Genomic DNA, 26,554 nt, shown 5'->3' on the forward strand with positions numbered 1-26,554 from the left:
CCGGCATTTCAGCCGGATTTTCATCTTGTTAAGTGAAATGAATGGAATAGTCCTATGCTTAAAAAACTTGGTCTTTGTTTTATGTTGCTTTCGACATCAGTGTTTGCCCAGGAAAAAACAGTCATAGGTCAGACTGAAATTATGACGGTCGCCGAAGCCGGGCTCAGTTTTGAGGCCCGTATCGATACTGGGGCGGCCAACACCTCCATGCATGCGATGGATCTCAAGGTCATTGGCGGCAGTGCCAAGAAGATGCAGGATAACGTGGGCAAAATGCTCAGCTTTACCACAGAAAACGAACGTGGTGAGAAAAAGCAGCTCAAGGCCAAAATCGTCAAGACATCTACTGTCAGTAACTCTCAGGGACGAGAGACGCGTTACATGGTGGAGTTGAACGTCGCGTTTGGCGATCACAAACGTAAGGTCAAGGTTAATCTCAGAGACCGCAGCCACATGGATTATAAACTGCTTATCGGCCGCAACTGGCTTTCCGATGACTTTCTGGTCGATGTGGCTGAAAAGCGCATCATAGGGCCGGTCGCTCCCATCAGTGTGCGGGAATCAGGACTGATTTTCCAAACCCGTATCGATACCGGCGCGGTGGAAAATTCACTGCATGCTACGGATCTGAAAGTGGAAAACGGCGATGAGGATATGGAAAAGAATATCGGTAAGCAGCTGAGCTTCACCACAGAAAACGAAAAGGGCGAAAAGCAACGCCTGCATGCCATGATCACCAATACCTCGCTTATCCGTAATGCCCAAGGCAGTGAAATTCGTTATATGGTGGAACTCAACATTGGCGAGCCGGGAAGAGAGTATCCGGTCAAGGTTAACCTTAAAGACAGAAGCAAGATGACCCATAAACTGTTGATTGGCCGAAACTGGCTGCAGGGTCACTATCTGGTGGATGTCAGCCTGAAAGAAAGCGACTGACAGCTAAGCGCTTCTAACCATACCCCGGGAAAGCCGCCTATTATGGCGGCTTTTGTCATTCAGAGGTGAAACTCATTAATATTATAGTGATGTTTTTCAATGGCATGGAATGGCAGCCCTTTGCTTCTCATTGTTTAGACTTGGGTTATGCTGAAATCCCGGCCCATGTGAAATTGTCTAGCTGAAAGAGTTTTGCAAAGGTTTGATAAGTCCAGTGCTTGAGTCTTCTCTCGCCTCAGGGGGAGCCGGGTTAAGTTACTCAATGGACTCAAGCGGCAGCAGCAGGCGGATGCAGCAGCCGTCTCCCTCTTGGGAGCTGATGGTCATTTCTCCAAGCAGTTTTAGCCTCACATAGCTCTGTAACTGTGACAGAGTGCCGGTTCCGCTTTGTGACGCGGCCTGTTCAATACGGGCCAGCATCTCCTGACTTATTCCGCTGCCGTTGTCTGTTACTGTAACCTCCAGATGGCGCTCGTCCAGCTTGTCCGCCTTAATAGTTATCAGGGCATTGGCAGATTGATGGGTAAATGCATGATGCAGGATATTGCTCAGCAAAGGGTAGAATAGCAATAAAAGCTGCCAGGGTTTGGCACCAGGCAACAGCTTTTCCGCAATCGCCAATTTCATTTCAACGTTTGCGGCGGCAAACTGCGGCGCCATCAGAGCCTGCAGGTGAATCACGAATTCATCGAAATGAAGCGTCTTGACCTCTGTCTGTGGATAATTGACCAGCGCCAACAGGTGACGCAATCTGGCGGAACCAAGCAGAATAAGTTCCTTGGACTGATTCAAAACTTCGGTGCTTTCGGCTTCAAACAAACTCGCGCCGAGCTGATCGAAGTCGGCAGACAAGTCAGCAACCAGCTGGGCAAGTAGTCTTGGCAGCTGCAGCTCCTGCTCTTTCATCAAGGTGCTGCTGAGACTGAGCAACTGAGACTTGCTTTGTGCCTGCTGTAATTGACCTTCCAATTGAGCTATCTGTAGCTGCTGTTGTTGCAGGGTACGGCTGTTGCGTTTATTGATATCGGCCTGTAACTCCAGGGCTTGCCCCAACTGCTGTTCCTGGCGTTTGTGACTGGAAAGATCGAATGCAATTGCCCCTATGCCACACAGTTCGCCAAATTCGTCGCGGATGGGGAAGCGGGTTACCTGATACAGGACATCCCCCAGAGGGGTGGCAATGGGTTCTTCGGAGCAGAAGGGGCTTTGGTTACTGACAACCCTTTGATCGTTGGCTTGGTAAATTTGTGCCAGGCCGAGAGGGAAGACCTGATTGTCATCCGCACCGATAAACTGCGCCCGTTCGTGGGCGGTAATTTCGCAATACTTGTCGTTGACCAGCGTATATTGCCCGGTTAAATCTTTGATGTAGATGATGTTCTGTGAATGATTCATCAATGCATTGAGCTGCTCGGTACGTGTTTTGAGAATTTGTTGGGCGTTATGTTGCACCTCCAGTTGCTGCTCCAGCGCCAGGTTACTGGCATCCAGGCTGGCCATCGCCGTTTCCAACTGACGGGTGCGGGAGATAAAACTGCCGGCCAGCATCCCCAGTTCATCTTCTCTGTCTCTGGCGTCCAACTCCAGCCGGGCAGGGTTGTTTTCCCTGAGCGCTGCCACCATGCGGCTGATAGGTTTGATAAACAATCTGTGCTGCACCAGAAATAACAGCAGCAGTGCCAGCAACTGGATCGCCACCAGGTAGATGCCGACTTTGCCGGCAATCAATGTCGCGTCCTCTTTGAGGGATGACAGCGGTGTGACTATCACTATTTTCCAATAGGTCTTGGGCATCAAAAATACCGAAACCAGCGCTGGCTCGTTGAGCAAGGGATCTCGGGTCAGTTCTTGGGTCAGCAGCAGCTTGGCATTGGCCGGCCATTCTCTGGCAGAGTTGTTGATTATGGTGGCAAGCAGTGCCGCCTCGATTTCATCACGCTCGCCCATCAGGCTTTTGAGCTGTTGACTGCTGAAGGCCTTATGTTGATTGGCCTCCTGAATAAGCACCTGATCGGCGCTGCGCAGTGCTTCACCAACAGATTGAAACTCGGGGAACAGGCGTTCAAGGCGTTGAAAATTATCCAGACTCAGCGGCTTTTCCAGCGTGCTGTCCAGCAACTCATCTTCCCAGGGAGAGGCGAGCAGATGGTTGCGGTAGTCGAGGGCAAACACATAACCGCTGAGATCTTTGAGGGCGCCTCTGAAGAAACGATTAAGGCCACCAAGGCTGATGTCCACTGTGGCGGCACCGATAAACTCATGATCCTGCCAGATAGGGACAGAGGCAGTGACCATGGCTTCGGCCGTGTAGGGATCGCGATAGGCGCTGGACCAGAAGGTTCTGTCGGCCGGAAAAAAGCGGGTGGGTTTATACCAGTCTTCGTTGTGGTAGCGTTGCTGTGGCTGCTCGTTATAGCTGTTAAGTTGCTGCAGTTTGCCGTAGCTGTCGCGATACCAAAAGAGGCTGTCGAGGATCCGCCCGGGTTCAAAGGCTCGGGGTTCAGGCCAGATCCCGCCGCCGGTGATCATCTCTTTCTGGGTTTCCAATTCCAGCACCGACTCGATACTGGCCTTGAGCGCTGTGCCATTGCTGCGGTAAAGGGCACCAAGATTCGCCATGGTACTGACCAGGCTTTCTATCTGAGAGGTCACTTCCTGCAGTCTTGCGGTAACGACTTGACCATAACTTTGGTTCAATGCTCTTTGTTGACTGAGCAACTGGTTACGTTGAATGCTGAGCAATACCAGCACAGTGCTGATGACAATGAGGGCGCTGATGAGTAACTGACTGAGGGCAAACTTGACCGGCAAGCGTTTCAGCCAGCCGGGAAGCCAAGGTAATCGGTTGGATTGTTGCTTTGCCTGGTTCCCTTGCATATATCCTCAGTAATAAGCTTTTCAAGCTGTTACATAATACAACCTCTTGAGAAAAGCCGCCATTTTTCTAAGGGCACCTAATAGTTAGTGGGGGCACTCGTGCTGAATGAGCGCGCAGGGTTTGCAGTTGGGCTGAGCGCGAAACCGGGCAGAGATATGCAATCCGGACTGGGGATATAAGAAAAGGCACCCTTTGGGTGCCTTAGCGTCGAGAAGGAGGCTTGCTTCAGAGCAGGTTGTTTTCTCTGACATAAGCTTCAAATTCAGTGCAGCCGCCGACGTGCTCTTTGTCGACGAAAATTTGCGGCACTGTTTCAACCGGCTTGCCTACGGTTTTTTCCAGATCGGCCTTGGTGATGCCTTCGGCGTGAATATCGACATACTTAAATTTGAAATCATCACGCTTTTCAGCCAGTTGCTCAGAAAGCTGCACTGCACGCACACAATATGGGCAACCTGGACGACCGAAAATAACTACAAACATATTGACTCCCATGGACTTGATTTGCAGCAGTTATACCACAGCTTAAAGACCTATGCTAAGTCGCTTGATCCCAGGAATGATTTTTCGGTTTGAAACCTGCCTTGATAATCAAAGAAAGTTTGCAATAAATCCCAGCGCCGCGCCTGTTTTTTCAGCAGCAGCATATCCGGCGCCCGAAACCGCGCAGCATCGTCGACCAGTTGTTGTGGTTGACTGTATTTCGGCAGTTTCAGCCCAGGTGTTTTGCTGTGGGGATGAATAAAACAAGCAAACAGTGCCCGGCGTTGAGCACTGGTCTCCATTTTAAAATACTGGTTGAAGTCATTGCCGTCATAATCCAGATACTGAACTCTGAGACGCCCCTCTTCGGCGTGCAGCAACATTTGCTGTACCTTGAACAGATGATGATGTTGTTTTGACAACACCTCTTTGAGGCGTTTGTCCGGGTCGACCAGAGTCGATTGGCATTGATGGCAAATCTTGGCTGCGATATCGTTTTCGGCGCCGCAATCCGGGCATGACTTGGCGCGATAGCGATAACTGCATTGACTATTGTCCTGCAACAGTCCCTGGCAGCGGCGGCCGAAGTGTTCGATGATGTCGCCATCCTCATCCGTCTTGCCCCAGAAGATATTGGCAAAACCGCACTCGGGGCAGGGAACCTGTACCGGCACCGAGTTTGCCGCGGGCTTGGGAGTGCCGACCTCGGGATAGAACAGGTCAAAGCCGCTGGCGGCATAATCTATGACCAGGCAGTCCTGTTTGCCTTCGGCTAGCCTCAGCCCGCGGCCAACCATCTGTTGAAACAGGCTCACAGATGCCGTGGGCCGCATGATGGCAATAAGGTCTACATGGGGCGCATCAAACCCTGTTGTGAGTACGGCCACATTGACCAGAAACTTAAGTTCCTGGGCTTTAAAGGCGCGGATGACGGTATCCCTTTGTTGCATCTCTGTGGTCGCGGTGATGAGCGCTGCCTGTTCGTCAGCCAGTAGCGTTAGCACTTCTTCGGCGTGACGCACAGTGGCGGCAAAAATAATCACTCCCTTGCGGGTGTTGGCCAGTTGCCTTAGCTGGTTAACAATGGCCTTGGTCGCACGGCCACTGTGACTGAGCAGGGCATCGACCTTAGCCTCATCATATTCCCCATTGCTGTTGCTCGGCAGGCTGCTGAAGTCATACTGAGCGCTCAGGCCATCGTAAAGCCTGGGCGGCGTCAGATAGCCTTGTTTAATTAGGGGCCTTAAGGGCAACTCAAAGATGCAGTCATCGAAAATCCCTCGGTCGGGATTACCAACCCGGCCGTGATAGTGGCGGCGATAAATAAAACCCAGTCCAAGGCGATAAGGGGTGGCCGTCAACCCCAGCAGCTTAAGTTTGGGGTTGTGGGATTTGAGGTGTTCAAGCAGTTGCTGATACTGGCTGTCCTGCTCAAGGCTCACTCTGTGGCACTCGTCTATGACCACCAGGGAGTAGTGGCTGTCAAAGGCTTCCAGGTTGCGCCCGGCGGATTGCACGCTGGCGACAACGGTTTTGCCTTGGGTGAGCTTTTGCCTCAGGCCGGCCGAGTAGATACTGGCTTCATCAGTCAACAGGGCAACTTTTTCGGCGTTTTGGGCGACCAGCTCTTTAACATGGGTCAGTACCAGTACTTTGCCTTTGGCGATACGGGCCAGTTCAGCAATCACCAAACTCTTGCCGGCGCCTGTGGGCAGCACTATCACAGCCGAGCCTGACTGAGCGCGGAAATAGCGCACAGCGGCATCCACGGCTTGCTGCTGATAATCACGTAGGCGAATGCCTGCCTTGGCGGTATCTTCTACCTGAATTTTTGTCGTCGCTTTCTGAGCTACTGGCTTTTTACTATCTGTTGACACTGACTTGCAAAGAGGAATTGACTGTGGGGCGAGCTTATCACAGACGTGCTTGGGTACTGTGCTTTTCCTGCATTGTTGCCCACTTTCTATCCTCGGACACCACAACTCGTCTTGCTCAGGGCATCAATGGTTAAAAAAAGCACTTTTTGTAGGCAATTCATTTGCTAAAATGCCTCACACCACTGGTCAAAGACCTGTAGCTAACGTAAAATTTCACTCTTTTACTGTTTTAATTCAAACAGACACCAAAATCGCCGCCTACGGGCCGGCATGCACTGGAAGAGAAGATGCAGCAGTTAACTGAGATCGTAGAACAGGCCTTAGCCGCCATCGAAGGGGCCAGTGATCTGAAAATCCTCGATGACATCCGCGTCGATTATCTTGGCAAGAAGGGCAAGATCACCGACATGATGAAGTTGATGGCGACCCTGAGTCCACAAGAAAAGCCCGCCTTCGGCCAGAAGGTCAATGAAGCCAAGCAAAAGGTACAGCAGTTCCTCAGTCAGCGAATTGAAGGGCTGAAAGCAGCCGAGTTGGAGCAGAAGCTCCAGGCTGAGAAAATCGATGTCACCCTGCCGGGGCGTCGCCTGGACAATGGTGGTTTGCATCCGGTAACCCGAACCATTGAACGGATTGAGAGCTTCTTTGGTGAGTTGGGCTTCAGTGTCAAACAGGGGCCGGAAATCGAAGACGATTATCACAACTTCGATGCCTTGAATATGCCCGAGCATCATCCTGCACGTGCGGGGCATGATACTTTCTACTTCAATCCCAAGTTAGTGCTGCGTACCCAGACTTCAGGGGTGCAAATTCGCACTATGGAAGTGGAAAAGCCACCTTTGCGGATTATCTCTCCCGGTCGTGTTTATCGTAATGACTACGATATGACTCACACGCCTATGTTCCATCAGGTGGAAGGCCTGCTGGTCGATGAGAATGTTAACTTTGCCGAACTGAAAGGCATTTTGCACGACTTCCTGCGTAACTTCTTTGAAGAGGATCTGGAGATACGTTTCCGTCCTTCTTACTTCCCCTTTACCGAGCCTTCTGCCGAAGTGGATGTGAAAGGCAAGAACGGCTGGCTGGAAGTACTCGGCTGCGGCATGGTTCACCCTAATGTGCTGCGCGGTGTGGGAATCGATCCTGATAAATACTCCGGTTTTGCTTTTGGTATGGGCGTCGAGCGTCTGGCCATGTTGCGTTATGGTGTCAACGACCTGCGCGCCTTCTTCGAAAACGACTTACGTTTTCTCAAGCAATTCAAATAACGGAGCTTTAGTATTATGAAATTCAGTGAATCCTGGCTTCGTGAGTGGGTTAACCCTGCGATTAGCCGTGACGAATTAACTCACCAAATCACCATGGCCGGCCTGGAAGTGGATGACGTCATTGCCGTTGCCGGTGACTTTTCCGGCGTGGTAGTGGGTGAAGTGGTTGAATGTGGTCAACACCCCGATGCCGACAAGCTAAGGGTCACCAAGGTCAATGTCGGCGGCGAAGAGCTGTTGGATATCGTCTGCGGCGCACCCAACTGCCGTCAGGGACTCAAGGTTGCTGTGGCCGTTGTCGGTGCCGTGCTGCCCGGTGACTTCAAAATCAAGAAAGCCAAACTGCGTGGACAGCCTTCACACGGCATGCTGTGCTCTTATGGCGAGTTGGGCATAGAGATTGAGAGCGACGGCATTATTGAGCTGCCGCTGGATGCTCCTATCGGTACCGATATTCGTGAATATCTGCAGCTTAATGATGTGATTATCGATGTGGATCTGACCGCCAACCGTGCAGATTGCCTGGGTATGGTGGGGCTGGCCCGCGAAGTGGGCGTGCTCAACCGTCTTAACGTGACCGAGCCAAGCTGGGAAGCTGCCAACGTCAGTAGTGAGCGTAGAGTTGAAATTGACGTGGCCAACCCGGAAGCTTGCCCGAGATATCTGGGCCGGGTGGTCAGCAATGTCAATGTCAAGGCGCAAACGCCTGACTGGATGGTGGAGAAACTGCGCCGCAGCGGTATTCGCTCGATAGATCCTATCGTGGACATCACCAACTATGTATTGGTTGAATTCGGTCAACCTATGCATGCTTTTGATCTGGACAAGATTGACGGTGGCATCAAGGTGCGTCTGGGTAACGGTGAAGAGAAGCTGACTCTGCTCGATGGCAACGAAATTATTGTGCCAGCCGATACCCTGGTGATTGCCGATAACAGCCAGGCATTGGCCCTGGCTGGTGTATTCGGTGGTGAGGCTTCCGGCGTCAGTGAGCAAACCCGCGATATTATGCTGGAGTGTGCGTTCTTCGCGCCTTTGGCCATCATGGGTAAGGCCCGTCGCCTTGGACTGCACACCGACTCTTCGCATCGTTTTGAGCGCGGCGTTGACCCAGAGCTGCAGCATAAGGCTATGGACAGAGCTACCCGCCTGGTGCTGGATATCTGTGGCGGCGAAGCCGGCCCTGTGGTTGAGGCCAAGAGCGAAGCGCATCTGCCAAAGGCTGCCGACATTAAACTGCGCCGCAGCAAGCTGGACAAACTGCTTGGTCATCAGATTAGTGATGCCGATGTGGAAGAGATCCTGACCCGTTTGGGCTTCCAGGTTGAAAAGCAGGGCAGCGACTGGCAGGTGAAAACCGCCACTTACCGCTTCGACATGGCAATTGAAGAAGATCTTATCGAAGAAGTTGCCCGAATTTACGGCTATAACAACATCCCGAACACAGCCCCGCTGGCACACCTCTCTATGACAGATCATAAAGAGTCGGATCTGAAGCTTAGCCGGGTGAGGGCTATGTTGGTGGCCCGAGGTTTCCAGGAAGCTGTCACCTATAGTTTTGTCGATCCCAAGCTGCAAAAACTGGTGCATCCTGACAGCGAAGCCATGGTACTGCCTAACCCGATTTCCAGTGAAATGTCGGCTATGCGCCTGTCTATGTTCACCGGATTGCTGAATGCTGTGGGTTATAACCAGGCCCGTCAACAGACTCGTGTACGCCTGTTTGAGACTGGTTTACGCTTTATTCCTGATGCACAAGCAGAATCCAGCGTAAGACAACAAGCCATGCTGGGTGCGGTGATCGCCGGTCCCCAGAGTGACGAACACTGGAGCATGGAGTCGAAAACCGTTGATTTCTTCGATCTTAAAGGTGATTTAGAGGCCATTATTGGCTTGACAGTTTCCGAAGCTGAATTTAGTTTTAAAGGAGCGCAGCATCCGGCTATGCATCCGGGGCAATGTGCTGAAATATTGAGAAATGATCGGGTCATAGGGTATATAGGTGCAGTCCATCCCAGCCTCGAGAAGCCTTTTGGGCTGAATGGCAAAACCATAGTTTTTGAGCTGGAATTGGATGCCTTGCTGCAGGCTAAATTACCGCAAGCCCAGGCTGTGTCTAAGTTTCCAGCCAATCGCCGCGATATCGCCATAGTGGTTGATGAAGAAGTCGCCGCAGGTGACGTGATGACGCTGATAAGAAAAGTTGGCGAAAATCAGTTGGTTGGCTTAAACTTGTTCGATGTATACCGAGGTAAAGGTGTAGAGCAGGGCAAAAAGAGTCTGGCGATCGCACTTACGTTACAAGATAACACTCGTACACTTGAGGAAAAAGAGATAGCTGAGATGGTTGATACAGTGGTTTCTGCACTCAAGTCCGAGTTCAACGCATCGTTGAGGGATTAAAGTATGGCACTTACCAAGGCCGAAATGGCAGAGCATCTTTTTGAAACGCTTGGCATTAACAAGCGGGTAGCCAAAGAGATGGTTGAAGCGTTTTTCGAAGAGATCCGAACTGCGCTTGAAAATGGTGAGCAGGTCAAGTTATCTGGCTTTGGCAACTTTGATCTTAGGGATAAGAATCAAAGACCGGGAAGGAATCCCAAAACAGGTCAGGACATTCCAATTTCTGCCCGTCGGGTGGTGACATTCCGTCCGGGACAGAAGCTGAAGAGTCGCGTAGAAGCCGCTAACAAAGGCAAATAACTGCTCGGTCAGTAATTCAGAACAGGGAAGCCGCTCCTGTGAGTGGCTTCCCTGTTTGTGTCTGTAGAAAACACTTCTACTATGCTGTATCGCATTTTTAATGCCTGGTTTGGCATTGCATTGGAATTACACCCAGGGGTTAAACCTTGTCAAATACACCTTCCAAGCCTAAGAAAGGCAAATACTTCGATAGGCGCTTCCGTTGGTCATTGTTGCATCCGAGATTTTGGGGCAGTTGGTTGGCGATAGGCGTACTGGTTCTCTTTGGTCTCTTGCCCGCCATTATTCGCGATCCTATCGCTCGCGGTTTGTCACGTTTGGTCAGGCGTATAGCCCATAAGCCCATTAAGGTGGCCAGAGCCAATCTCAAAGCCTGTTTCCCCGATAAGAGTGAATCGGAAATCGAGCAGTTGCTGGAGCGCAACACCGAAGCTTTTGTGATGACCTTGCTGGCCCAATCTGAGCTTATCTTGATGCCGAGCTCCTATATACGCAAAAGAGTCAAGGTTGAGGGAGAAGAGCATATTGCCGCTGCCCGTGAAGCAGGGCAGCCGATTATCTTTATCATGCCCCATGTGTGGGGCATAGAGTATGCCGGTTTGAGGCTGAATTTGGATTTGCCCATGGTCTCCATGGCCAAGGCGCATCGAAATGAATTGTTCAACTGGTTCAATAACCGGATGCGCAGCTCTCAAGGCGGCAATATCTATATGCGTGAAGCTGGGATCCGGGCCTTGTTGGCTGAGCTGAAACAGGGTAACAGTTTCTTCTATTTGCCGGATGAAGACTTGGGACCGGAGCAGAGCGTATTTGCACCATTTTTAGGAACAGTCAAGGCCACATTGCCAGTGGTTGGCCGCCTGGCACAAGCAGGTAACGCCCAAGTAATGCCGGTGAAGATTGGCTACGACGAGCAAGCCAGGTGTTTTCGTTTGACTGTTATGCCGGCAATTGATCCCGAGTCGATGCAGGGCAAGGAAAATGAAGCCAAGGCGCTGAATAAGGCGGTGGAGCAGGTGATCAACGCCTATCCTGAGCAGTACATGTGGTTTCTTAAGGTACTGCGCACTCGTCCGGAAGGTATGCCGCCGATTTATTGAAATAGAACACAGATAAAGCCACTCACAGAGTGGCTTTTCTTTTATGTACTATCGGCAAAGTGCTGCCTGTTGCTTGCAGGCTTGGGTAAGAATCATGTGCCCAAGGAATTGGTGGTTATGACAAAGGTTGATATTTTGAGCTTGAAGCAAGAGGAGGGGAAGCATTTACAATTTCCTGCGACACGAGAACAAGCCGATCGCGATAAGCTCTTGCTATGCTCATCATTCAAATTTAGTTAATAAGAGGAGTTGGTTCTTTAGAAAGGAATTGGTTGCGGGAGCCGGATTTGAACCGACGACCTTCGGGTTATGAGCCCGACGACCTTCGGGTTATGAGCCCGACGAGCTACCATGCTGCTCCATCCCGCGTCCGTTAAAGCGGGGTGGACTATAACGGCCAAGGGGCGGCAATGCAAGGACAAATCATCAAAATGCCATTGAGTGTTCAAATTTAATTCATCCGTGCACGGAGATTAAACGTATCGGTCACAACTCCAACAATTCGGCAGGATTGACCAAGAAAAGCGGTCCTGAAAACGGAAGTTTTTATCTTTTACCTTAATCAAAGGGTATAATGCGCCATTCATTTTTGCTTTGCTATCTGGTTTGTTCATGTTGAATTTTTTTGCGGCGGCCCCCAAGGGGTTTGAATATGCTTTGGCGCAGGAACTGCGCGAGTTTGGTGCGCTTGAGGTCAAGGAAAGCCTGGCCGGGGTTTATTTCTCCTGTCCACTGGAGCTGGCATACCGCATTACCCTTTGGACCAGACTGGCAAGCCGTATTTTGCTTATATTGCATCGCGGTCCCTGTGATTCCGCCGAACAGCTTTATAATGCGGCCTTCTGTATCGATTGGCCGAGCCACTTTGATAACCGTTGTACCTTTAGTATCGACTTTCACGGCATGGGCGGTTTTATCAAGAACACCCAGTTCGGCGCCCTCAAGATTAAAGATGCTGTAGTGGATCGCTTCCGCGAAGACGATCTCAACCGCCCCAATGTGCAACGTGTCGATGCCGACTTCAAAATCGATGCCCACTACCGTAACGGCCAGGTAACCATAGCGCTGAACTTCTCCGGTCCGGCGCTGCATCAACGTGGCTATCGCAGCGGTACCGGTGAGGCGCCATTAAAAGAGAACCTTGCCGCCAACATGTTAGCCAGGGCCCAATGGGATAAACAAACGCCTTTGCTGGACCCATTTTGTGGCAGCGGCACAGTGTTGATTGAGGCGGCTATGATAGCGGCCGATATGGCCCCGGGGCTGCAACGCAGTCGCTTTGGCTTTGAGCACTGGTATCGCCATGACGCCAAACTTTGGCAAAGCATAGTCGAGGAAGCCAAGGCGCGGGCCAGCATAGGCAAGAACCGTTGTGATGTGAAGTTCTTCGGCTCGGACATAGACTCGCGCATGGTGGCGCTGGCCAAACGTAATGCCAAGAGCGCCGGTGTCAGTCACCTGATTGAGTTCAGTGTTGCCAATGCTCTCAATATCACGCCACCGCTGGACAAAGGTTTGTTGATCTCCAACCCGCCCTACGGCGAGCGTTTGGGCAATGTCTCCTCTTTGTTGCAGCTTTACTATCAGTTTGGCGACAAGCTCAAGCGTGAGTTCGGTGGCTGGCAAGTGGCCTTGCTTTGCAGTGATATCGAATTGATCTCATCGCTTAAGCTCAAGGCCGATAAGCAGATGAAGATGTTCAACGGGGCACTGGAGTGCGCCTTTAATCTCTATACCCTGCATGCCAACTCTACCCGCAGGGCGGCTGTAGCGGCCGAGCAGTCAGGGGCTGAGGTCAGTGACATCGCCAGTGCATTTGCCAACCGGGTGAAAAAGAATCTGAAACAGCTGGATAAGTGGGCCCGTAAAGAGGGAATCGACAGTTATCGCCTCTATGATGCAGATATCCCCGAGTACAATGTCGCCATCGACAAGTATCTGGATTATGTGGTGATCCAAGAGTATGCAGCGCCCGCCAGCATACCTGAAGCCGTCAGCAAGCGACGTTTGACCGATGTGCTTCTGTCTTTGCCCGGTGCCATAGGTGTTCAGCCGGACAAGATCATCCTCAAGACCCGCGAGCGGCAGAAGGGTACAAATCAGTATCAGCGGCTCGACAAAGAAAAGCTGGAGCTGGTTACCCAGGAGTACGGTGCCCGTTTCAAACTCAACCTGACCGATTATCTGGATACCGGGTTGTTTCTCGATCACAGGCTTATTCGCAAACTGGTGGGCAGTAAAGCCAATGGCCGTGACGTACTCAACCTGTTCGCCTATACGGGAACTGCGTCGGTTCACGCCGGGCTTGGCGGTGCCAAGTCGGTCACGACTGTGGATATGTCCAACACTTACCTTAACTGGGCCAAGGATAACTTTGTGCTCAATGGTTTGATTGGCAAACAGTATCGTTTCGAGCAGGGCGACTGCCTGCAATGGATCCGCGATTGTGACCGTAAGTTCGATCTTATCTTTATCGATCCGCCAACCTTCTCCAACTCCAAGCGGATGGAAGACTCATTCGATGTGCAGCGCGATCACGTCAAGTTGTTGTCTGATCTATTCAAGCTGCTCAATCCGGGCGGAGAGATAATCTTTTCCAACAATAAACGTAAGTTCAAAATGGATAGCGAGGCCATGGCGGCTCAGGGCATGTCAGTCACCAATATGGATGCCCAGATGCTGCCAATGGATTACAAGCGCAATCCGCATATTCATAATACCTGGTTGATAACCCATGCCTGAGGCGCCATTGACCCTATACCACACAGATGGTTGCCATCTGTGTGAGTTGGCCATGACCTTGCTCGATGGCCTGAATATTCGTTATCGCACCCAGGATATTTGCGAGCAAGAAACGCTTGCCGAGCGCTATGGAGTGCTTATTCCTGTGCTGGCCAACTGCCAGGGTGAAGAGCTCTGTTGGCCCTTCGATGAACAGCAAGTAAAACGCTTTACAGGAGCATAATGTGAGTCTGGTTCGTATCAATAGTGGCTCGCTTGCCTATGGTTATACCCCTCTGCTGCAGCAGGCAGATTTCAGTATTGAAGCCGGCGAGCGGGTCTGTATTGTCGGCCGTAATGGCGCCGGCAAATCCAGTCTGTTGAAGGTGTTGGCAGGAGAAGTCCTGCTCGATGATGGTGAGTTCAATATCGCCACCGATGTTAAAGTCAGCCGCCTGCAACAGGACCCACCCAAAGCGGAACAGGGCACTGTCTATTCTTATATTGCCGCAGGTCTGGCCGATGTGGGCCAACTGCTCGAAGAATACCATCAGCTGTCGCAGTCTATGGCCAAGGCCCAGGGTGAAGCGCTCGACAAAATGCTGAAAAACCTCGAGCGGTTGCAATCCAAGTTGGATCACTTCGATGGTTGGCAGCTCGACAACCGTATTCAGCAAAACTGTCGGCTGCTGGGGTTGGACCCGGATAAACCTCTGTCTGAACTCTCCGGCGGCTGGCAACGAAAAGTCGCCCTGGCCAGAGCCTTGGTGAGCGAGCCGGATTTGTTACTGCTTGATGAGCCTACCAACCACCTGGATATCGACACCATAGAATGGCTGGAACAGTTTCTGTTGGGATATAAGGGCGCCATCGCCTTTATCAGTCACGACCGTGGCTTTATTCAGAAGATAGCCACCCGCATAGTCGATTTGGACCGCGGAGTGGTTACCTCCTGGCCCGGTGATTACCAGAGTTATCTCGATGGTAAGCAGGAGTGGCTCAGGGTTGAGGCCGAACAAAATGCGCATTTCGACAAGAAACTCGCCGAGGAAGAGATGTGGATCCGTCAGGGGATCAAGGCTCGCCGTACCCGTAATGAAGGCCGGGTGAGGGCCCTCAAGGCCTTGAGAATGGAGCGCCGGGCCCGGCTGGAACGCCAGGGCAATGCCAGAATGCAGGTGTCTGAAGCCGATCGCAGTGGCAAGTTGGTGTTTGAGGTGCAGGATCTCAATTACAACCTGGCAGATAAGGACCTGGTGCGGGACTTTTCCACCAATGTGATGCGCGGCGATCGCATCGCACTGATTGGCCCCAACGGTTGCGGTAAATCCACGCTTATCAAGTTGTTGATAGGTCAGTTGGCGCCGCAGAGTGGTGAAATCAAGACGGGTACCAAGCTGGAAGTTGCCTACTTTGACCAATACCGCGAAGCCTTGGATCCGGAGAAGACGGTTGAAGAAAACGTCGGCGAGGGTAAGAGCACAGTTACTGTCAACGGCAAAGACAGGCATATCCTCAGTTATCTGCAGGACTTTTTGTTTTCGCCCATGCGGGCCCGTACACCGGTCAAGGCGCTCAGCGGCGGTGAGAAAAACCGCTTGCTACTAGCCAGACTGCTGCTTAGGCCGGCCAACCTTATCATTCTTGATGAACCGACAAATGATCTTGATATAGAGACACTGGAATTGCTAGAGTCTCTGCTCACTGAATATGAAGGTACTCTGCTGCTTGTCAGTCATGACCGGGCCTTTATTGATAATACAGTCACCAGTTCCTGGTGGTTCAGTGGCAACGGCCGTTGGAGTGAATATGTCGGCGGCTATCAGGATGCGGTTGCCCAAGGGGCACGTTTCTATCGCGACGCTGAGGAACCTGAGGCAGCTAAGCCTGTCAAACAGGAGGTTGCGCCGCAAAAAGCCGCAGAACCCAAGACAGCCAAAAAGCTTTCCTATAAGCTTCAACGTGAGTTGGATGCTTTACCTGCCTTGATGGAAACTCTGGAGCAGGAGTTGGAACAGCTGCAGGAGCGTGTCAATCAGCCGGACTTTTATTCGCAGGATCAAGCTATTGTGAGCAGCGAATTGCAACAGTTGGCAGAGAAAGAACAGCAACTGGAGGCTTACTTCGAGCGTTGGGAAGAACTCGAGTCAATGAAGTAAGCTCAAAAAATTAAATGGGAATCAAATTAATGAAGTTGAATAGTGCGCTGTCATTGGTGGCCATGGGGGTTATCAGTGTATTACAGGTATCGCAGGCGGCCCCTGTCTATGAAGTCGTCAACCTGGATGAATATGATCTCAAAGGTAACCTGACCGATACTCGTACTGGTTATGGTATGGGCGTTAATGCCAATAATGAAGCCATAGGTGTGGCCAAGGGCAAGAAAAAGCTCAGCACCTCGGATGTGGATAATGATGACGGCATTATCGACATTGAAGATGGTATCGCCCCAGAGGAAAAGATCACCTATTCCATCAATGATCCCATCATTGCCAATAACTTCACCTTCAACTCTCAGGAAAACGATCCTGCCAGTCCCTGGACCCCCAATTTCGAGAGTGTAAACGGTAGCACGCCGCCTGCGGATACCGACCCTGCCGATCCGGCCAGTGTCAATTCGGTTGACAGTTTCTTCTATGACGTCAATGACGCCGGTATTCGTGTCGGTGCCATGACAGGTAAAGAGAAGAAAGTCGACTACACCGGAGAAACCGAAGGGCAGGAGTACTGGTATTACCGTGACTTCGAGCAGCGCGGTTTTGTTAAAGACGGCAGCACTGAAGTGCCGCTGTTGCCGCCTTATACCACTTATACCAAGGACGACAAGACGGCCGAGCTCGGCGGTTGGTCAATGGCATCAGCCATCAACAGCAATAACCTGGTTGCCGGCTATGCCAGTACCGCCATCAGCAACTATGGCGCAGAACGGGCCGCGGCTTGCCTCAGTGACGACAACACGCTGCCGCTGGATGTGTGCTTGCAGCGGGAAAAATATCCCAACGCCAACAACACCCGCAATATTCAGTACCAGATGCGTGCCTATGTCTGGCAGTATGACAATGGCGCGGTTACCGGCACTGAGCTGCCACTTGGTCTGACTCCCGGTGATTCAGACTATACCTTTACCGCTCAGGGGCTGGGGCTGAACAACACTGGAGTTGTTGCCGGACGCTCCCATGTTTATCGTTATAACGATTCAGACAACCTGAGAATGGATGCGGCCTACTGGAGTAAAGATGCCAATGGTGAATACAAGTACCATTGGATCCCGGTTGTCGATGATGATGTGCGCAACTCCATTGCCTATGATGTCAATGATGCAGGGATCTTGGTCGGTAGCTACAATAAGTACATTCAGGGTTATATCCGCGATAAGTTCTTTATCTATGATACCAATAACCCTGAGACCAAGCCGGTTACCCCCAATGATTTCTACAACACCATGTCTGATCTCTCCAGCAAGCCCAGAGATATCAACAACAAAGGTCAGGTCGTGGGTTATATCGAGTCTACCCATGACAAGGATAAACCAAGACCCAAGGTGGGTTTCCTGTTTGACAAAGAATCCGGTGAGTTCAGTAATCTCAATAAGCTGCTGACCTGTGAGTCCAAAGGCTATGAGAAAGATGCCGAAGGCAACTGGAAACGCCATGAAGTGAGTGTTGAAGATGGCTCAGGCAAGACCCTGACCTACAACACTGACATAGTGGTGGTGGAAGCCAACAGCATCAATGAGGAAGGCACCATAGTAGGTACCGCCTTTATCCGTAAGCCATCTTACCAGTTTGATGAAAAAGGTAATTTGGTGATTGGTGAAAACGGCAAGCCGCTGTTTGAGCTTAACGGTAACGGTCAGCCAGTGACTTCTTATCTGCCGCGTATGGTTGTTCTTAAGCCCAGTGGCAGTGGTGAAGCCTGTACTCAGGTGGACGACGGTGATATCGATAAACCGTTTGAGCGTTCCGGTGCGGCCAGTTTGGGTTGGTTGGCATTGCTGCCGCTGATCTGGTGGCGCAGACGCAAAATTTAAGCTTAGTTTAAGCCTGTGAGATCGGCGCCCAAAAGGCGCCGATTTTTTTTAATCAGGATCTCAATAGTTTAAAATTTCTTCGCTATAATTGGCGATTTTTTGATTGATCTCGGCGTTGAAAAGTTCTATTCATAGCAAGTGAAGCTGATGCTTCTATGTAAAATAGTACAGAGGACGCTTGCATGAAGAGACAAAAACGAGATCGTTTAGACCGAGCCTTTTCGAAGGGATTCCAAGCCGGTGTCGGCGGCCGCTCCAAGGAGCTTTGTCCTTATTCGAATCTTGATTCTCGCTCCCAGTGGCTAGGAGGCTGGCGCGAAGGGGTAGAAGGCCGGATAAACGGCCTGTTCAATAAGTAATTCAGCAAGACTGCCCTCCCAGATGAGGGCATTTTTATAGCGCTCTGAAAACAACAAGGTCGGCAATTGCCGACCTTGTTACTTGTATTCGATGGCTTTAGAAGGTTGAGGTATCGCTGAATACACCCACTTTCAGATCCGTGGCCGAGTAGATCTCGCGGCCATCTACTTCCAAAGTCGCATCGGCAATACCCATCACCAGTTTGCGGTGTATGGTGCGCTTGATATTAAGCTTATAAGTCACCTTTTTGGCGCCTGGCAGCACCTGGCCGGTAAATTTGACCTCGCCTACACCAAGTGCACGGCCTTTACCCACGGCGCCCTCCCAGGCAAGGAAAAAGCCAACCAGTTGCCACATGGCATCCAGTCCCAGACAACCTGGCATAACAGGGTCATCAACAAAGTGACAGCCAAAGAACCAGAGATCCGGGTTGATATCCAGTTCTGCAACAATTTCACCTTTACCGAAGGCTCCGCCGTTGTCGTTGATGGTGACGACTCTGTCGATCATCAACATGTTGTCCACGGGCAGGCGAGGGGAGTTCTTGCCAAATATCTCACCATGGCCGCAGGCGATGAGCTCTTCTTTGTTGAAACTGTTTGCTTTAGTCATTGTTGTTACCACATCCTTCATCAAGTGCCGCCAAGATTAGCGAACAGGTGTAAGCCAAACAACTCCGATCAGCTACTTATTGGCGAAAAAATGGCAATCTTGCCAGCAAGCTCGCAAAATAGCCCGGTTCTTCATCAAGATTGCCTGCCAACTTGTCCAGTCGTTGTTGCACCATGCCGTATAAAGTGTCTTCGGGGAAGTTGTTGTCTTCGTCTGCTTCCCCGGCCTCTATCCCCATCAACAGAGTGACAGCTTGGTCGACATGAGTGATTTCGTAGAGCAGGAATTGACCTTGCTCTACCGCCGCTATGATCTCGGGTGCCAGGTTGAGTTGCTGCACATTGGACTTGGGCATAATCACCCCTTGGCTGCCGGTCAAGCCACGCCTGGCGCAGAGCTTGAAGAAACCCTCAATCTTCTCATTGACACCGCCGATGGCCTGTACGTTGCCGAACTGATCAAGCGCACCTGTTACAGCCAGTCCTTGGTCTATCGGCTGTTCGGTTATCGCCGAGATCAGGCTGCAATATTCGGCCAAGGAGGCACTGTCACCGTCAATCTCCTGATAGGACTGCTCAAATACAATATTGGCATTGAGGTGCAAGGGCGCGTCGCGGCCAAATACCCGATAGAGACATGCGGACAGGATCATCATTCCCTTGGCGTGGATATTGCCCGCCAACTCAGATTTCCGCTCAATATCAGCCACTTCACCATCACCATAATGCACTGATGCCGTGATCCTGGCCGGCTCGCCGTAGCAATAATCCAAGGTGTCTATCACTGTCAGGCCATTGATTTGCCCCACCATAGCACCCTCAGTTGGCAAATAGATGAAGGCGTCATCAAGATTTTGTGCCGACTGCTGTTCTTGGGCGTTATGTCGCTGCTGACGTTGTGCCAGGGCATGTTCAATGGCGTTGGCATCCAGCGCTTGCCCCTGGCTGTAAAAAGCAGCTTCAGCGAACACTTGTGCCAAATCTGCGCTGGCGAGGCTCAAGCGCTGCTGATGCTCTGTCAGGCGACTGCTGTACCTGAGCAGAGGCAGTAAGGCCGACTCGGTCAGTTGACAATGACTGAGCTTGGCCAGCTCTGCCAGCCAAGCTACATAGGCATTGACAGTAACCTTTTGCAAATCAATTTCAAATACCAGCTCGCCAAGCAGGGCAAACAATTCGCTGAATCTGCGTTCATGGTACCTGAGCTCGCTGTAGAGCAGACTCGAGCCCACCAATACAACTTTGGCTTGCAGTGGCTGCCATTGTCCCTGAAGCTCGAAGCCACCTTTTTCGATGGCATCCAACAATAGCTCCCACAAAGGCTCACGTTTCCACAAGGACTCGGCGCAGATAAAAAGTAGTCCGGGCTTTGTGAGGGCACCCGGTCGCCTTGATGGTTGACTATCCGGATAGCCGAGTAGCTGCGCCCGGGTGATGCGACCGCTTAAATATTGCATCGGCATTTTGCTTTGGGCGCTCAGGGCTTCAAACAGCCAAGTGCGGTGGATACCCTGGAAGTCTGCCAGGAAGAGCTGTTGTCCTGATAAGGTTTGCAGCAGACCAAAGGCGTCTATGACTCTTTCTTGTCCAAGTAATAGATCTGTCAGTTGGCTCGATGTGGGAAGCTGCAGATTGGAGTATTGAGGGGTAAGGGCCCCGGCCGGGATCAAGCTAGGCTTCATTGTGGCTCAAAGTCATTTAAAGATAAGCTGATTTTACCACAGGGGTGACGGAGCGGCATGGTAAATCTCCATTCTGGAGCGGCTTTTATTGTTCGATATGAGTTCCGTTTGAATCTTTTGGATGGCTGAGATTTAGGCATATGAACATATTTTTAGAAATAAGGGTTTACAACGGCTTAGTGAGCTTATAATATTTGCGCCGTTCCGGAGGGGTGGCAGAGTGGTTGAATGCACCGGTCTTGAAAACCGGCATGGGTTTATAGCCCATCCAGGGTTCAAATCCCTGCTCCTCCGCCACATTCAGAGAGGCCCGCTTGTGAAAACAGGCGGGCTTTTTCGTATTTGGTTTTGATGATTGCTATTTATTGGCCGGGTACCACTTAGAGTATTGCTGGGTTTATAGCGCCGTCATGCAGGGTTCAAATCCCTGCTCCTCCGCTATATTCAGATAGGCCCGCTTGTGCAAACAGGCGGGCTTTTTCGTATTTGGTTTTGATGATTGCTACTGGCTAGGTACCACTTAGAGGATTGATGGGTTTATAACGCCGTCATGCAGGGTTCAAATCCCTGCACCTCCGCCATATTCAGAGAGGCCCGCTTGTGCAAACAGGCGGGCTTTTTCGTACTTGGTTTTGATGATTGCTACTGGCCAGGCCCCACTTGGAGAATTGCTGGGTTTATAGCGCCGTCATGCAGGGTTCAAATCCTTGCACCTCCGCCACATTCAGATAGTCCCACTTGTGCAAACAGGCGGGCTTTTTCGTACTTGGTTTTGATGATTGCTATTGGCCAGGTACCACTTAGAGTATTGAGGGTTTATAGCGCCGTTATGCAGGGTTCAAATCCCTGCTCATCCGCCGCATTCAGATAGGCTCGCTTGTGCAAACAGGCGGGCCTTTTCGTATTTCCGTTCCTATGCCAGTCATAGACTTAAAGTCGCCAATAGAGTAGGCAATCCACTTGTTTGTCCAACGACTACATCAACGATACTCAGATCTATCTGACGGGGTTGGGACAGTTTATAGCCCTGATATGCTCAACTAAAAGCCGCTTTGTTTAACGAATAAGCAGTTGGAATAAAATGATTTATTAAAGGTTTACACGCTTTTTTGTTGGATATACTATTTGCGTCGTTCCGGAGGGGTGGCAGAGTGGTTGAATGCACCGGTCTTGAAAACCGGCATGGGTTTATAGCCCATCCAGGGTTCAAATCCCTGCTCCTCCGCCATATTCAGAGAAGCCCGCTTGTGCAAACATGCGGGTTTTTTCATGCCTGATTTCCATATCTACCCAAGCTAGTTGTCATTCTGACTGAAGCGTAACAGGTTTATAGCGCCGTTATGCAGGATTTAAATCTCTGCACCTCTGCCATATTCAGGGAGGCCCGCTTGTGCATACAGGCGGGCTTTTTCATGCCTGATTTCCATATCTACCCATGCTAGTTGCCATTCTGACTGAAGCGTAACAGGGTTTATAGCGCAGTTATGCAGGATTTAAATCTCTGTACCTCTGCCTTATTCTGAGAGACCCGCTTGTGCAAATAAGCGGGCTTTTCCGTGTCCCAGTTTTAATGATTGCTACTGGGAAAATCAGTTCTGTGTTAGAGCTCGCCTACACAGTTTCAAGTCCATAAATTTTCCTCTCAATTCAGACAGAGAGGTCATCTCGCTCCAATAGGCTTTAAGTGGACATTTAGGTATGCTATTAAGCACTTTTATGTCTACTTGATTGGATTATGGATATCAGTACTGCTTTGCAACGGCTGCACAGTTTTGATCGTAAAGGTATTTATGTTTATACCAAGGGGAATCTCAGGCGGCTATTTTTTGATGATACGGCAGAAGCGTTTAAGCAGAGCCTGCCTAGGTTGATAAAGCAGGGGATCCTGGAAAGGCCCTGCCGCGGCGTATACCTGTTTGCACTGAGCCGGCGAGATAGTTACGCGGTAGAGCATATCGCCTGTGCACTGCGGCGCGGTGAGTATAACTATGTTTCGCTGGAATCGGCCCTGTCTGAATACGGTGCGATTTCGCAGATCCCTATCAGCTACATTACTGTGATGACCACAGGTCGAAAGGGAGTTTTCAAGACACCCTATGGCACTATCGAATTTACCCATACCCAGCGCGATGACATGGATATTTTGCACAATACCATCAAAATTCCGCAAAGGCCGCTGCGTATGGCTACAGAAGCGGCGGCCCTGAGAGATCTGAAACGGGTTGGCCGGAACTTACATATGTTGGTTGAATCCTAACCGGCTCAATGTCGACCAGAACCTATTTGTCTTTCGGCCAAGGCATTGTTGCACTGATTTTGGCATTTTATTGCCTTGGCAAGAGAATTTTTATGCAACAAAAGGGAAGATTGTTGCACTTTATCCCTTATCCAAGTCAACATAAGAATGAGTTTCTTTTATAATCATAAAGTTAACTTGAGCTTTTCTATTGTCGGCAGATGGGCTAAATTATCCCAAAGGCTTCGAAGAATCAGGGCTACACGAAAAGGCCGACAATAATAAGGTGGGTTGAAGTTGATATCCGTATATTTGGTGGATGACCATGAGTTGGTCAGAACCGGGATCCGCCGGATCCTCGAAGATGAGAAAGGCATTAAAGTTGTAGGGGAAGCAGGTGATGGCGAAGCTGCTGTGCAGTGGAGCAGGCAGAATGAAGCCGATGTGATTTTGATGGATATGAATATGCCCGGAATAGGGGGGCTTGAGGCCACCCGTAAAATTCTGCGTTACCAACCTCATGCCAGAATCATAGTATTGACTATTCACTCAGAGGACCCTTTCCCGACCAAGGTGATGCAGGCCGGTGCTTCCGGTTATTTGACCAAGGGAGCCAAGCCGCCGGAGGTGATCCAAGCCATTCGGCAGGTCGCTCACGGGCAGCGATATCTGTCACCGGAAATTGCCCAGCAGATGGCCTTGAGTCAGTTTGATCAGACTGATGAAAACCCCTTCAAGTCGCTGTCTGAGCGGGAATTGCAGATCATGATGATGATCACCAATGGTGAGAAGGTCAATGATATCTCCGAGCAGCTGAACCTCAGCCCCAAGACGGTTAACAGCTACCGCTATCGCTTGTTTGCCAAACTGGGGATCAGCGGCGATGTAGAGCTGACCCGATTGGCGATTCGATATAAAATGCTCGACACCGGGCAGTTCTGATTTACACAGGGAGCCATGGCTCCCTCTTTCTTTGTTGTTTTCTGTCCCTGAAATCTTTATCTCCTCAGCCGTTATTCATAGAGTGGGTTCATGCCGCAGGAATTCAATCCCAAGCTTTTTCTTAAAAATCTGACCTCAGCACCGGGCGTCTATCGTATGTATGACAGCGGCGGTAGCGTGATTTACGTGGGCAAGGCCAAAGATCTCAAGAAACGGCTCTCGTCTTATTTTCGCAAGAATCTGCCTAATGTGAAGACTCAGGCGCTGGTGTCCCATATCGCCAATATCGATGTGACACTGACTCACAGTGAAACCGAAGCTCTGATCCTGGAAAACGATTACATCAAGCAGTACTTGCCGAAATACAATGTGCTGCTCAGGGATGACAAGTCTTACCCCTTTATTTTGCTGAGCCAGCACAGGCACCCCAGGCTTGCCTACCACAGGGGGCCGCAACGGGAGAAGGGGCAGTATTTTGGCCCTTATCCCAATGGCGGTGCGGTGCGTGAAAGCCTGCATTTGATGCAGAAACTGTTTCCTATTCGTCAATGTGACGATCTCTACTACAAGGCGCGTTCGCGTCCCTGTTTGCAATACCAGCTCAAGCGTTGCAGCGCCCCTTGTGTCGGCAAGGTCTCGGACGAGGAATATCTGGAGCAGGTCAAGTTGGCGACCCTGTTTCTCAAGGGCAAGGATCAACAGGTGCTCAGCGCCTTGGTCAAGAAAATGGAGCAGGCGGCCGAGTCCATGGCCTACGAGCAGGCGGCACGCTATCGGGATCAGATCATGGCGCTCAGACGAGTGGCCGAGCAGCAGGAAGTGTCATCCAGCCATGGTGATCTTGATGTGATTGGGGTGCACTACGCCTCAGGGGTGGCCTGTTTCCACCTGTTGTTTATTCGCGAGGGCAAGATTTTCGGTAGCCGCAGCTACTATCCCAGCGTGCCGGCGCAGACCGAAATGGCTGAGGTACTCAGAGCCTTTATGCTGCAGTTTTATCTCAATGTCGATATTCAGCGTACTATCCCGCGGGAAATTCTCCTGAGTGACAGCTATGAGGAACTGGAGGAGCTGGAGCAGGTGTTGATGGAAGCGCTGAACAAGAAAGTGGCCATCCGCACTCGGGTCAGGGGGGATAGAGCCGGTTATCTGCGCCTGGCCAAGACCAATGCTACCAATGCCGTCAATACCAAGCTGGCCCACCGCAATACGGTGGAGCAGAGATTCCTGCTGCTTGAAGAGGCGCTTGAACAAAGCACCCCGATTAAACGTATGGAGTGCTTCGATATCAGTCATACCATGGGGGAGAGCACGGTGGCCTCCTGCGTGGTGTTCAATCGTGAAGGGCCGGACAAGAGCGAATATCGGCGCTACAACATCAAGGGCATTACTCCCGGTGATGATTATGCGGCGATGAAGCAGGCCTTGACTCGCAGGTTTGATAAAGTCAATGCACAGGGCAAGATCCCGGATATTGTCTTTATCGATGGCGGCCTTGGGCAACTCAGAATGGCTCAGGAAGTGGTCAACGAAAAGTTTGTCGGCATAGAGGCCGTACCCACGCTTATCGGGGTCGCCAAAGGTGAAAGCCGCAAACCCGGGTTGGAAACCCTGATCTTCGGTGATACCGAAGAGAGCTTTTCACTGCCGGATGACTCACCGGCGCTGCATCTTATTCAACATATTCGTGATGAATCCCACAGGTTTGCGATTACTGGTCATAGAAATAAACGCCAAAAGACCCGCAACACCTCAAGCCTTGAGTCTATCCCGGGGATTGGCCCGAAAAGACGTAAGGCTTTGCTGCAATATCTGGGGGGATTGCAACAGGTGAAGGGGGCAAGTGTGGCGGAATTGGCAAAAGTGCCCGGGATTAGTCCAGAAATGGCTCAAACGATACACGATGCATTGCGGGGGTAGTAAAAATCAGGCAAGATTGGCGCTGCTTTTGATTATTTGGTTTTATCATGCCGTTTAATATACCCATCGCCCTTACCTGGTTTAGGCTGTTCTTACTGCCTGTTTTTGTTCTGGTATTTTACTTACCGTACAGTTGGGCGCCGTTTATGGCTGCATTTGTTTTCTGGCTTGCAGCCATTACCGACGCCTTGGATGGGTATGCGGCCCGTAAACTGGAGCAGTCCACTCGTTTTGGTGCCTTCCTGGATCCTGTGGCCGATAAGCTGATGGTGACCACGGCCCTGGTGCTGCTGGTTGAAGACTACAACACCATCTGGCTGACCTTGCCGGCGCTGTTTATGATAGGGCGTGAGCTGGTGATATCGGCGCTGCGTGAGTGGATGGCCGAGATAGGTAAACGCGGCGCTGTGGCGGTATCCTGGATTGGCAAGTACAAGACGGCAGCCCAGATGGTGGCAATTATTGGCCTTATCTGGAAGCAGGGCGACTGGATGATCTATACCGCCTATGCCTTGCTGTATGTGGCGGCTTTCTTAACCTTCTGGTCGATGATCAGTTATATCAAGGCCGCCTGGAAGGATCTGATAGCAGGTTAAACGGTGCTAGTTTGTGCCCGATTGCACAATAATGTTTCGATAAGATTATTTAGTGTCCAAGCAAACAGTTAAGCACTAATTCTTCGTTGACAGTCGGGGTTAAAAGCGTAGAATGCCAATCCGTGGTCAGGGCTGGCTCTGAATACGAAGCAAGAAAAGTGATGCGACATTAGCTCAGTTGGTAGAGCGGTACCTTGCCAAGGTACAGGTC

Annotated in this window: 19 protein-coding genes and 3 tRNA genes; 16 read left to right on the forward strand and 6 right to left on the reverse strand. The window is 51.0% G+C overall.

The window, feature by feature from the left end; genetic code table 11:
• Positions 1–54: 54 nt before the first annotated feature.
• Positions 55–936 carry a putative ATP-dependent zinc protease gene (locus ON072_RS03100; RefSeq protein ID WP_025888977.1) on the forward strand — a complete coding sequence of 294 codons (882 nt, stop codon included), beginning with the start codon at positions 55–57 and terminating at the stop codon, positions 934–936.
• Positions 937–1,191: 255 nt separating this feature from the next.
• Here the strand turns inward: ON072_RS03100 and ON072_RS03105 are convergent, their stop codons facing one another.
• From ON072_RS03105 to ON072_RS03115, 3 genes are all read right to left on the reverse strand, one after another.
• A complete protein-coding gene (locus tag ON072_RS03105) occupies positions 1,192–3,813 on the reverse strand; it encodes a PDC sensor domain-containing protein (RefSeq protein ID WP_261752475.1) in 2,622 nt (873 codons plus the stop codon).
• 226 nt (positions 3,814–4,039) lie between these two features.
• Positions 4,040–4,297: a GrxA family glutaredoxin gene (locus tag ON072_RS03110; protein WP_025009626.1), complete on the reverse strand. Its 258-nt coding sequence runs from the start codon at positions 4,295–4,297 to the stop codon at positions 4,040–4,042.
• A 50-nt stretch (positions 4,298–4,347) separates the two neighbouring features.
• The gene (locus tag ON072_RS03115; protein WP_208159906.1) at positions 4,348–6,096 is read right to left on the reverse strand and encodes a DEAD/DEAH box helicase; all 1,749 of its coding nucleotides are present in this window, start codon (positions 6,094–6,096) and stop codon (positions 4,348–4,350) included.
• Between the two features lie 365 nt (positions 6,097–6,461).
• On the opposite strand from ON072_RS03115, the gene pheS reads away from it, so the two are divergent.
• The 4 genes from pheS (at position 6,462) to lpxM (ending at position 11,245) form a co-directional block, all read left to right on the forward strand.
• Entirely contained in the window at positions 6,462–7,442 is a 981-nt protein-coding gene (gene pheS, locus ON072_RS03120; protein WP_037436488.1) for a phenylalanine--tRNA ligase subunit alpha, read from the forward strand.
• Positions 7,443–7,457: 15 nt separating this feature from the next.
• Positions 7,458–9,845, forward strand: a complete 2,388-nt coding sequence (pheT, locus tag ON072_RS03125; protein WP_071238997.1) for a phenylalanine--tRNA ligase subunit beta — start codon at positions 7,458–7,460, stop codon at positions 9,843–9,845.
• A gap of 3 nt (positions 9,846–9,848) precedes the next feature.
• Entirely contained in the window at positions 9,849–10,145 is a 297-nt protein-coding gene (gene ihfA / locus ON072_RS03130) for an integration host factor subunit alpha (protein ID WP_025009628.1), read from the forward strand.
• 146 nt (positions 10,146–10,291) lie between these two features.
• Positions 10,292–11,245 (forward strand): lauroyl-Kdo(2)-lipid IV(A) myristoyltransferase, encoded by a 954-nt coding sequence (gene lpxM, locus ON072_RS03135; protein ID WP_054743973.1) that lies wholly within the window; start codon positions 10,292–10,294, stop codon positions 11,243–11,245.
• A gap of 269 nt (positions 11,246–11,514) precedes the next feature.
• Here lpxM and ON072_RS03140 read toward each other — a convergent pair.
• Positions 11,515–11,614 (reverse strand) — tRNA-Met (locus tag ON072_RS03140).
• 243 nt (positions 11,615–11,857) lie between these two features.
• Here ON072_RS03140 and rlmKL point away from each other — a divergent pair.
• The 5 genes from rlmKL (at position 11,858) to rmf (ending at position 18,355) form a co-directional block, all read left to right on the forward strand.
• Complete coding sequence (gene rlmKL / locus ON072_RS03145) at positions 11,858–13,987, forward strand: bifunctional 23S rRNA (guanine(2069)-N(7))-methyltransferase RlmK/23S rRNA (guanine(2445)-N(2))-methyltransferase RlmL (protein ID WP_261752476.1); 2,130 nt, start codon at positions 11,858–11,860, stop codon at positions 13,985–13,987.
• Positions 13,980–14,210, forward strand: coding sequence for a glutaredoxin family protein (locus ON072_RS03150; protein WP_208142743.1), 231 nt, complete (start codon positions 13,980–13,982; stop codon positions 14,208–14,210). Before rlmKL ends, ON072_RS03150 begins: the two co-directional genes overlap by 8 nt.
• Before the next feature lies 1 nt (position 14,211).
• The gene (locus ON072_RS03155; protein WP_261752477.1) at positions 14,212–16,125 is read left to right on the forward strand and encodes an ABC transporter ATP-binding protein; all 1,914 of its coding nucleotides are present in this window, start codon (positions 14,212–14,214) and stop codon (positions 16,123–16,125) included.
• Positions 16,126–16,154: 29 nt separating this feature from the next.
• Positions 16,155–17,996 (forward strand): DUF3466 family protein, encoded by a 1,842-nt coding sequence (locus ON072_RS03160; protein WP_037473943.1) that lies wholly within the window; start codon positions 16,155–16,157, stop codon positions 17,994–17,996.
• A gap of 182 nt (positions 17,997–18,178) precedes the next feature.
• On the forward strand, positions 18,179–18,355 hold the full coding sequence (rmf, locus tag ON072_RS03165) for a ribosome modulation factor (RefSeq protein WP_081737068.1): 177 nt from the start codon (positions 18,179–18,181) through the stop codon (positions 18,353–18,355).
• A 97-nt stretch (positions 18,356–18,452) separates the two neighbouring features.
• Here the strand turns inward: rmf and fabA are convergent, their stop codons facing one another.
• Both fabA and ON072_RS03175 read right to left on the reverse strand, forming a co-directional pair.
• Complete coding sequence (gene fabA / locus ON072_RS03170) at positions 18,453–18,968, reverse strand: bifunctional 3-hydroxydecanoyl-ACP dehydratase/trans-2-decenoyl-ACP isomerase (protein WP_025009632.1); 516 nt, start codon at positions 18,966–18,968, stop codon at positions 18,453–18,455.
• A gap of 76 nt (positions 18,969–19,044) precedes the next feature.
• Positions 19,045–20,649: a Lon-insertion domain-containing protein gene (locus ON072_RS03175; RefSeq protein ID WP_107352171.1), complete on the reverse strand. Its 1,605-nt coding sequence runs from the start codon at positions 20,647–20,649 to the stop codon at positions 19,045–19,047.
• Positions 20,650–20,855: 206 nt separating this feature from the next.
• On the opposite strand from ON072_RS03175, the gene ON072_RS03180 reads away from it, so the two are divergent.
• The 6 genes from ON072_RS03180 to pgsA all read left to right on the forward strand — a co-directional run bounded on the left by ON072_RS03180 (position 20,856) and on the right by pgsA (position 26,343).
• Positions 20,856–20,946: transfer RNA gene (locus tag ON072_RS03180), tRNA-Ser, on the forward strand.
• Between the two features lie 840 nt (positions 20,947–21,786).
• Positions 21,787–21,877: transfer RNA gene (locus ON072_RS03185), tRNA-Ser, on the forward strand.
• Positions 21,878–22,384: 507 nt separating this feature from the next.
• Positions 22,385–22,906: a type IV toxin-antitoxin system AbiEi family antitoxin gene (gene abiEi / locus ON072_RS03190; protein WP_025009634.1), complete on the forward strand. Its 522-nt coding sequence runs from the start codon at positions 22,385–22,387 to the stop codon at positions 22,904–22,906.
• 276 nt (positions 22,907–23,182) lie between these two features.
• On the forward strand, positions 23,183–23,827 hold the full coding sequence (gene uvrY, locus ON072_RS03195) for a UvrY/SirA/GacA family response regulator transcription factor (RefSeq protein ID WP_025009635.1): 645 nt from the start codon (positions 23,183–23,185) through the stop codon (positions 23,825–23,827).
• Positions 23,828–23,917: 90 nt separating this feature from the next.
• Entirely contained in the window at positions 23,918–25,747 is a 1,830-nt protein-coding gene (gene uvrC / locus ON072_RS03200) for an excinuclease ABC subunit UvrC (protein ID WP_109247987.1), read from the forward strand.
• 47 nt (positions 25,748–25,794) lie between these two features.
• Positions 25,795–26,343, forward strand: coding sequence for a CDP-diacylglycerol--glycerol-3-phosphate 3-phosphatidyltransferase (pgsA, locus tag ON072_RS03205; RefSeq protein WP_028779289.1), 549 nt, complete (start codon positions 25,795–25,797; stop codon positions 26,341–26,343).
• Positions 26,344–26,554: the final 211 nt, after the last annotated feature.

The sequence above is a fragment of the Shewanella sp. K8 genome (assembly GCF_028823715.1).
GTDB lineage: Bacteria > Pseudomonadota > Gammaproteobacteria > Enterobacterales > Shewanellaceae > Shewanella > Shewanella algae.